Below are 8,999 nucleotides of genomic sequence, written 5' to 3' on the forward strand. Positions count from 1 at the left end.
GGTTAACTGCTTCTGGTGTAGGCATGGGAATGTCGGGAGTAGGGTTAACTGCTTCCGGTATTGGCATGGGAATGTCCGGTGTAGGGTTAACTGCTTCTGGTATTGGCATGGGAATGTCCGGTGTAGGGTTAACTGCTTCTGGTGTTGGTCAAACTATGTCAGGTATAGGTGTAACTGCTTCCGGTATGGGCATGGGAATGTCGGGAGTAGGGTTAACTGCTTCTGGTGTAGGCATGGGAATGTCGGGAGTAGGGTTAACTACTTCTGGTGTTGGTATGGGCATGGGAATGTCGGGAGTAGGGTTAACTACTTCTGGTGTAGGCATGGGAATGTCAGGGGTAGGGTTAACTACTTCTGGGGTAGGGTTAACTACTTCTGGTGTAGGTTTAACTGCTTCTGGTATTGGCATGGGAATGTCAGGGGTAGGGTTAACTACTTCCGGTATTGGCATGAGTATGTCAGGTGTCGGCATGGGAATGTCAGGGGTAGGGTTAACTACTTCCGGTATTGGCATGAGTATGTCAGGTGTCGGGTTAACTACTTCCGGTATTGGCATGGGAATGTCCGGTATTGGCATGGGAATGTCCGGTGTAGGCATGGGAATGTCAGGGGTAGGGTTAACTACTTCCGGTATTGGCATGGGAATGTCCGGTGTAGGCATGAGTATGTCAGGTGTAGGGTTAACTACTTCCGGTATGGGCATGGGAATGTCCGGTGTAGGCATGAGTATGTCAGGGGTAGGGTTAACTACTTCCGGTATGGGCATGAGTATGTCAGGGGTAGGGTTAACTACTTCCGGTATGGGCATGAGTATGTCAGGGGTAGGCATGAATATGTCAGGCGTTGCTGCTTCCATGCCACCAGTTCGCCCCCGCAAATTCTGGTTAGTTGCTGATGCTGAACTTATTATCCACGGTGCAACTGAACCTGATGCTACTGTGACTATTGGTGGACGACCAATTAAACTAAACCCCGATGGTACATTCCGCTTCCAGATGGCTTTCCCTGATGGTTTAATTGATTATCCAATCATGGCAGTAGCAGTTGATGGTGAACAAAACCGCTCTATTCACATGAAGTTCACTCGTGAAACTCCAGAACGTCGTACTAATACTAAGGAAGAAGCTGTTCTAGAATGGATGAACTAAAAATTTAGTGGTTCCTTCATTTAGACAAGTAGCGATCGCAATAGGGATGTAAATGCAAACTATTTCCTATTAGCTAAAGAACCCCCGGTTAAAGTCTGGGGGTTTATCATTGAATTAGTTGGATATCTCAATTTTGACTTTTACAAGTACATTTGAATTAGCTAAAAATTATTTGATTTTTAGCTAATCCTGACTTAATTTATATACCGATGAATTTATTAGAAATTACTCAAACACTAACAAATATATTTGGAGAATCTGTTGAAACTCCATCACCTAATTCATGGCAAATAGAAAGAGATAAGTTTCGACTTTTAGTTCTTATCTCAGACGACGAAACTTGGCTCAGAATATTAATACCTATTGCTCCTAAAGAAGATGCTCAACCATTTTTTGATAAATTACTTGAAGCTAACTTTGATGTGACTTTATAAACTCGTTATGCCATATATGAAAATGTTCTTTGGGGAGTAATTTCAGTATAATTTTTCTACATTAACAGTGGAAGATTTTAGTGCAGGTATTCAAAGATTACTTGATTTGAAAGAACAAGGTATATCTGGTTATTTTAATGAGGTAATAGAAAATCGGATTTGCCAAGTAATTAAAGCAGCAAAACTCCAAGGACAAACTGTAGAGGCAACTATACAAACTTTAGAACGTTTTTATGCAGAAGGTTTAATGGGTGAAATAGATATGAATTCAGAATACCGGGAAAAAACTTTGGCAGCTTGGCGTTATCAATTAGAGCGTTTATGGTCTGAAGTTAATGAATAATTTATAATGGATAATTGATAATTAATAAGGAACAAAAAAAGAAGCAAGAAACAAAATGGATATTATTTCAATACTTAAACAAGATTATCAAAAATTTCCGGCTGACCAAACTTACAGTATTTACGCAGAAAATGTTTATTTTGAAGACCCATTAAATAAATTTCGAGGTATAAACCGTTATCAAAAAATGATCGGTTTTATGGGCAATTGGTTTAATAATATTCAACTTGAGTTGCACGACATTAGTCAATCGGGAAATGTGATTAAAACCCGTTGGACACTTAGTTGGACAGCGCCTGCTCCTTGGAAACCTCGAATGGCAATACCAGGATGGAGTGAATTGAAACTTGATACAAATGGATTGATTAATAGTCATATTGACTATTGGGATATTTCTCGACTAGATGTTTTAAAACAGCTTTTTCAAATGAAATAGTGTTATTTCAGTTATTAGAGTTGTTGGGAATTAAGCACAAAAAATGGCTAAAACCCTTATCAGTAAAGGCCTACAGTGCATTTAATATCTAAAATTATGAAACCCTTATATAGCAAGCTTTTGAGCATTTTAAATTTTTATTTCCAAACAACTCTATTAGTTATGAGTTAACAGTACCTCTGATTGAAGCCTATGCTTGAATACTGAATCGAATATTTTTTATTCCCTTGAAAAGGGAGACTTGAGACTTTATTTTTTGGTCAATAATTCTCAGCTTAATTTTTCACAATCATAAATATATTGACAAAAAAAAATAATTGTGATATGGAAAAATATCCTAAAAACTATTAGATTCTGGAAAAGTAAATAAATGCTAAAGTTTAAGATATGTAAAAATTTCTCAGAAAAGGTTAAGTAATTAATGCGCGTAATATTAATGACGGGAAAAGGTGGGGTTGGTAAAACATCAGTGGCTGCCTCAACAGGATTACGTTGTGCGGAGTTGGGCCATAAAACTTTGGTTCTCAGCACCGATCCAGCTCACTCTCTAGCAGATAGTTTTGATATGGAAATGAGCCACGAACCTCGGAAGGTTAGGGAAAATCTTTGGGGTGCTGAGTTGGATGCTTTGATGGAGTTGGAGGGAAACTGGGGAGCTGTAAAGCGTTATATTACTCAGGTTTTGCAGGCGCGAGGTTTGGATGGCGTGCAAGCTGAGGAGTTGGCTATTTTGCCGGGAATGGATGAAATTTTTGGTTTGGTGCGGATGAAGCGGCACTATGATGAGGGGGAATATGATGTTTTAATTATTGATTCTGCTCCGACTGGTACTGCTTTACGACTTTTGAGTTTGCCGGAAGTGGGGGGTTGGTATATGAGGAAGTTTTATAAACCTTTGCAGGGAATGTCGGTAGCTTTAAGACCTCTTTTTGAACCTATTTTTAAACCTATTACTGGTTTTTCTTTGCCTGATAAGGAAGTTATGGATGCTCCTTATGAATTTTATGAACAAATTGAGGCTTTGGAAAAGGTTTTAACTGATAATACTCAGACTTCTGTGCGGTTAGTTACTAATCCGGAGAAGATGGTAATTAAGGAATCTTTACGCGCTCATGCTTATTTAAGTTTGTATAATGTTTCTACAGATTTAGTAGTAGCTAATCGGATTATTCCTGATTCTGTAACTGATCCTTTCTTTAAAAAGTGGAAGGAAAATCAACAGCAATATAGGCAAGAAATTCACGATAATTTTAGACCTTTGCCTGTGAAGGAAGTACCTCTTTATTCTGAGGAAATGTGTGGTTTGGCTGCTTTGGAAAGGTTGAAAGAAACTCTTTATGGCGATGAAGATCCTAGTCAGGTTTATTATAAGGAAAATACTGTTAAGGTAGTGCAAGAGAAGGGTAATTATAATTTGGAATTATATTTGCCTGGAATTCCTAAAGAGAAAATTCAATTGAATAAAACTGGGGATGAGTTGAATATTAGAATTGGTAATCATCGTCGGAATTTAGTTTTGCCTCAAGCTTTAGCAGCGTTGCAACCTGCGGGGGCAAAAATGGAGGATGATTATTTGAAGATTAGGTTTGCTGAAGTGGCAAAAGTTTAGGATAGTTATTTTTTTTGTGGGAGGAGGTTTTGATTTTTTTCTTTTGTTGAAGATGTAAAGATTATTTTTAAACCTACTCCTACAAGAGAAAATTGGCGTTGGTGATTTGGGCTATGATTTTACTTTAACCATAAGCCATTTTCATGTATACTTATCTGAATAGACTCAAAAATATACTATAAAATATAAATTAGATATCAATACTATAACGATCTAGTTATGACTACAGAAGTTCGTACAACAGAAGCAGCATTTTTACTCAATATATCACCAGGTAGACTGCGAATACTACTCCAACAAGATAGAGTAGTAGGAGCTTACAAGCTTAAAAGACTGTGGATGATTCCTCTTAATAGTCGAGGAGTGCCAGAAATTATACCTAGTCGTCACGGCCCTCAAGGAACTTGGAACAAGGCTGAACGTACAGGGAATACTTTTGTTCATGTTTTGCGAAATACTATTGACTATAACCGAGATAACGGAACTTCTTATCCAGCAGTTGCCGTAAAAGTGGGAGATAAAAAAGATTATTGCCACGCCCTAAAAATTAACGGACCTTGCCAAATTGTTTATCAGCCACACCAACCTAATAGAACTCAAGCAGGTGGTGCCCGTCTCTGGATTGAGGTTGAGCCACAACATCAAGTAGAACGAATTTATTTTTCAAGAGGAGATTACGGTCCTCCTCCGGAAGTAACTCAGCAGAGGCAAAAGTTTAAAAGAAAGAGGAAAGAAAAAAGCAAAAAGTCTTCTCAGAAAAAATGTTTGAGAAAATCAAAGAAAAAATCTTAGCCGATTTTTTTTAGGCAGCTAAAAAAATATCTAGAATAACTTTGAATTATTGGGGTTGTCAAAAGACTCCTCGGATTTATGCTGAATATTTAAGCTCAAATTTTTTATCCTAGTAGAAAGAATAGCCAGATAGATCGATCTGTTAAAAATTTGAAACTATTTAATACACTAGACTTCTAAATCAATTGAAGAAAGAGAAAAAATTATGACAAATCTTGCTTTAGAAGTATGGAATATAATCATTGTAAGAAGAATGATCGGAAAATTTTTGGCAAAGTTATTAGGGAAGGGGAAAATGGAATAAGTTTTAGAAAATTTTCCTGACAGATCCAAGAAATTTCTTATTGCATCTAAATCAATTAGTCTTTCTCATCTCGGCAAAGAATTAAGTTGAGAATATTTAGCTCATTAGAAGTTAAAAGATAGCGATCGCTATAAATTTTTTCTCGCATTTCCTCTAAGCTATAACTACGAAAAACAATAAAGGGAAATTCCCGATATTTCCGACCAATGGGTAGGGTGTTATATGCAGGATAAAGGTAGTGAACATATTTAGATAATAGGGTTCTAAATTCTTTTTCTTCTTCTTCTTCTAGTTCCTGCTTAAAATATTCACTCATTAATTCTCGACTCATAAATACAAATAATGGTAGAGCATAATATTGGTCTAAGTTTTGACTATTTTGTTCAAACCACTGAGTTCTATTAATATCTCCCTTGAGCAATTCAACAAATTCTAAGACGCTACCTTTCATTGCAGAGATAATATTAGGTGGATAATTTTTTTCATTTCTGCTAATTTCCTTCATTTTATTAACTAAATCTTGATTAGCAAATTGCCTAATTTGAGATTCTAATTTCATCAGATAAGTTTCTTCTAATTTATGTTTGGAAATAGGAACTACTAATAAATTTCCAGTGAGATAACCTGTTTCAATATTGCCAAAATTTAGTAATTTATCGAGTCGCTGACAATAGTGGGAAAATTTTTGGTTAAAAGATTCCATCAGTGAAAGATAGGAACGATATTGGGAGTCTGATTTTTGGGATTTATTCTCATCCTTAAGTAAGACAAAATCGGCACTACTAAAAATTTCCATCAAACTACTATAAACATCTTTAATAATTTGTTTTTTAGGATGACGACGATATTCATTTTTTAACTCTCTAATGAGATTTGTAACCTGACTACTAAATGTATCTCCAGCCGCAGAAACAGATTTTCCACCAATAGGAATCATCATAAATTTTTTCATTCCTAAACTACCTGCACCAGTTATTCTTGTCATTATTGACAATTTGAGAATTAATAAAATATCCCAGAGATTTAATAAACTTTCTGCTAAAGATAATTTTTTTTCTTCAGCATATTCTTGTGGAGATGTATTTTCTTCTTGGGGGTAATAAATGGCGCGATCGTTCAAATAAAAGGTTATTTTTTTTGGTCGATCATCTAAAGTTTTTGCTCTGTTATTTTCCCAATATTCTCCCCGCGCTCTATAGATAACTTGTATGACTTCCATTAAATTTCTTTCTATTTGAAATTTAGGAATTTCTACTAAGATAATTTTTGCTTTAGGAAAAGATAAACCGCGACTTGCTGAAGATGTCATAAATACAATTTTGACGTCTTGTTTACATCCTTCAATTTTGCTCTTTTTTTCATCGGATAAATTAGCGTGTATTTCTAGATAGTCTGTATATTGTTCAAATTTTTGAGACTTACTAATTTTGTCTATTAATTTTTGTAGTTTCTGTTTGTCTTGAATATAAACTAAGACTTGACTAGATTCGGGATTATCCAAATAGGAATTTATATCGGATAAAATATTTTCCTGAACCGTTTTGATTAACTCTTTATTCTCATCTTTAAATTTGGCTTCATTAAATTTATAACATTCAAGGAAAATTTTATAAGTTATATCTAAACTACTAGCAGGATAAGAATTAGCATTAATAGCAATTGCTGGTTGTTTATTAAATTCAAAATTCTCCACTCGTAAGGGCGAATCGCCATTCACCCCTACAGACCGAAAATAAATTTTATCTGGTTCTGGGGAAGTCTGAGATAAATGTTGTTGAATAACCTCTTTTTCGACAATAGAAGCATCAGCAACAATGACTTTTGTATTAAATCCAAATTCAGGATTAGTCAAATCGTAATCTTTCAAAAATTCCTTAATTCCATGCAAAAAATTTACTCCACTATCATCTCCAGTTACCTCATCTATCATTATAAATAGATGCTTTATTCTCTGAGAAATTTCTTGCATTTTTTCAGGGATCACACCTGTATTTCGGTTATAAGCATCTTTGAATATTTCCCGGAGATGCTTCAGAGTATCTGCACCATTCGGTGTTTTTCTTAAAGATTGAATCGAGACTGTAGCGACAATATTATTAGAGATATTTTGATTAATAGTGGTATATATTCCCTGACAGATACTATAGAGAACTCCCGTACTTTTTTCCCCAATATCTTTAATATTATCCTCCGTTTCTCTATAAAATCGCGACTTTGTACAGGCAGTTTTTTGTAGGGGCTTGGTAACCAAGCCCCTACCAATTGGGAGAAAATTGACAGTATTTTTAATGAAATTATCTTGACGGAGATTGGAACGATAACTAACTGTAGGTTTGCTATTATTTTCTTTAATAATAATGGAATTTGTGGTGAGACCAAATATTTTATCGCTACATAAAGATTCGCCTTTTTTAGATTTAAACTTATTGATTAAATCTAGGTTAACTTGAGTGCGAGGACTAACATAAAATAATAGAAATCCTTCGTCTATATGAGATTTAAGAAAGTTAGCGATCGCTGTAGTTTTTCCTATTCCGGGATTACCGGTGAAAAATACATAAGTTTTCTCACTTTCCAGAGCTTTTTCAATTAATTCAGCATGAGCTTTTCTTAAAGTTGACTTGGTAGTAACATCCATTTCTTTTGCTAAATAATCCCGGATAATACCTACTGAATTAAAGAAACCATCAATTTTTTCTTGATGAATTATTGGAGTAATTTTATCCTCCTTACCATAGAGATTTTCTACAGATAATTCTTGGATAAATTTTCTACCATTTTGAAAACTTTTTTTGGCATTAAGTTTAATTTTTTCCAAGACTTCTTGACGAGCAATTTTTATCTCTTGCTCCTTCGGTTCATTTTGATAAATTTCTGCACAAGTAGCAAGAATATTAATATTTTTTGGTTGTAAACAGAGAGAACTAATGTTGCGATCGCTATATCCTACTGCATTAAAAAGTAATGACTTGGAGCTATCTAATATATCGGTTTCTTTCTGGAGAAAATTATAGAAACTATAAGCATAAGCACCAGCTTGAATTAACTTAGTAGTTTCCTTATCTTTACGTTTAAAAGCAGTAAAATATCGTTTCAAATCTGGGGAAAATTCTAAACCCAAATCCTGAGTATCTCCCGTATCTATTCGGAGATTAGAAAAAACACTTTTAGAACGTATATGTTTAATATCTCTCATCAAAATTCGGCGTAATTCTTCTATATTATCCAGGGGTTTTAAATCTTCCATTGACTTAATTGAAAATATCGACAAATCTACACAAATAATTCTAAATTCTCTGCGATAACGTAGCAAAATCAAAGTATCTGCTTGTAAAAATTCTCCTTTTTTGTGGTACTTGGTAACGTAATTCTTAAGTTGGCTATTCAAAACATCAGCAGATAAAAATTGAGATAATAATCTTCTAGTTGCTTGTTGTCTATCCTTAGGGTTAGAACCAAAAGCATTATCTCCATCAAAGCTACATTGATAGTATAAAATTTCCGGTTTTCTCAGGTGGAGTTTCCAATTAGTTGACTTAATATATTCACGGAAAAAATTTAATCCAGCAATAAATCCTTTCTGAATAAAATATTGACTCCATCTTTCTAGATTTTCAATACTCCCTTGACTAGATATTTTCTCTGCATCTGCGATTTTCCTAACCAGAGTTGGTAATCTGAGTGTCTGTAAATCTTGAAGATATAAATCACCAAAGTAATTTTGATATTTCTGGTGTTGAATATCAGCAAGTATGCCAATATTAAATCCTACTTCAAATAAACGTCCTAAATTTTCAGCAAGTGACATAATTTTCTCCTTTTGATTGATAGTAGTTTTAGCTTTCTCAAGTTTTTCAATTAACATTATCTCAGCTAAGGGCAGATTTTTCCTGACTCTTAAATATGGATAGTCTCAAAATTTTCCACTTTGGG

General features: G+C 34.7%; 8 protein-coding genes. 6 read left to right on the forward strand and 2 right to left on the reverse strand.

The features are described 5' to 3' along the window. Positions 1–148 precede the first annotated feature (148 nt). Positions 149–856, reverse strand: a complete 708-nt coding sequence (locus tag ACP6PK_RS15985; RefSeq protein ID WP_426560742.1) for a hypothetical protein — start codon at positions 854–856, stop codon at positions 149–151. On the opposite strand from ACP6PK_RS15985, the gene ACP6PK_RS15990 reads away from it, so the two are divergent. The 6 genes from ACP6PK_RS15990 to ACP6PK_RS16015 all read left to right on the forward strand — a co-directional run bounded on the left by ACP6PK_RS15990 (position 834) and on the right by ACP6PK_RS16015 (position 4,762). Further along, positions 834–1,148: a Rho termination factor gene (locus ACP6PK_RS15990; RefSeq protein WP_426560744.1), complete on the forward strand. Its 315-nt coding sequence runs from the start codon at positions 834–836 to the stop codon at positions 1,146–1,148. The genes ACP6PK_RS15985 and ACP6PK_RS15990 overlap by 23 nt on opposite strands. A 209-nt stretch (positions 1,149–1,357) precedes the next feature. Continuing rightward, positions 1,358–1,582: a hypothetical protein gene (locus ACP6PK_RS15995; RefSeq protein WP_426560746.1), complete on the forward strand. Its 225-nt coding sequence runs from the start codon at positions 1,358–1,360 to the stop codon at positions 1,580–1,582. Between the two features lie 67 nt (positions 1,583–1,649). After that, a complete protein-coding gene (locus ACP6PK_RS16000; protein WP_426560748.1) occupies positions 1,650–1,925 on the forward strand; it encodes a hypothetical protein in 276 nt (91 codons plus the stop codon). A 55-nt stretch (positions 1,926–1,980) separates the two neighbouring features. Next, on the forward strand, positions 1,981–2,361 hold the full coding sequence (locus tag ACP6PK_RS16005) for a DUF2358 domain-containing protein (protein ID WP_426560750.1): 381 nt from the start codon (positions 1,981–1,983) through the stop codon (positions 2,359–2,361). Between the two features lie 421 nt (positions 2,362–2,782). Continuing rightward, positions 2,783–3,970, forward strand: coding sequence for a TRC40/GET3/ArsA family transport-energizing ATPase (locus ACP6PK_RS16010; RefSeq protein WP_426560752.1), 1,188 nt, complete (start codon positions 2,783–2,785; stop codon positions 3,968–3,970). A gap of 219 nt (positions 3,971–4,189) precedes the next feature. Continuing rightward, positions 4,190–4,762 (forward strand): hypothetical protein, encoded by a 573-nt coding sequence (locus ACP6PK_RS16015; RefSeq protein ID WP_094672000.1) that lies wholly within the window; start codon positions 4,190–4,192, stop codon positions 4,760–4,762. 359 nt (positions 4,763–5,121) lie between these two features. Here the strand turns inward: ACP6PK_RS16015 and ACP6PK_RS16020 are convergent, their stop codons facing one another. Continuing rightward, a complete protein-coding gene (locus ACP6PK_RS16020) occupies positions 5,122–8,874 on the reverse strand; it encodes a helicase-related protein (RefSeq protein WP_426560754.1) in 3,753 nt (1,250 codons plus the stop codon). Positions 8,875–8,999 lie beyond the last annotated feature (125 nt).

Origin of the sequence: Dapis hubbardiae BLCC-M172 (genome assembly GCF_050016015.1) — a bacterium.
In the GTDB taxonomy this organism is placed as follows: domain Bacteria; phylum Cyanobacteriota; class Cyanobacteriia; order Cyanobacteriales; family Microcoleaceae; genus Trichodesmium.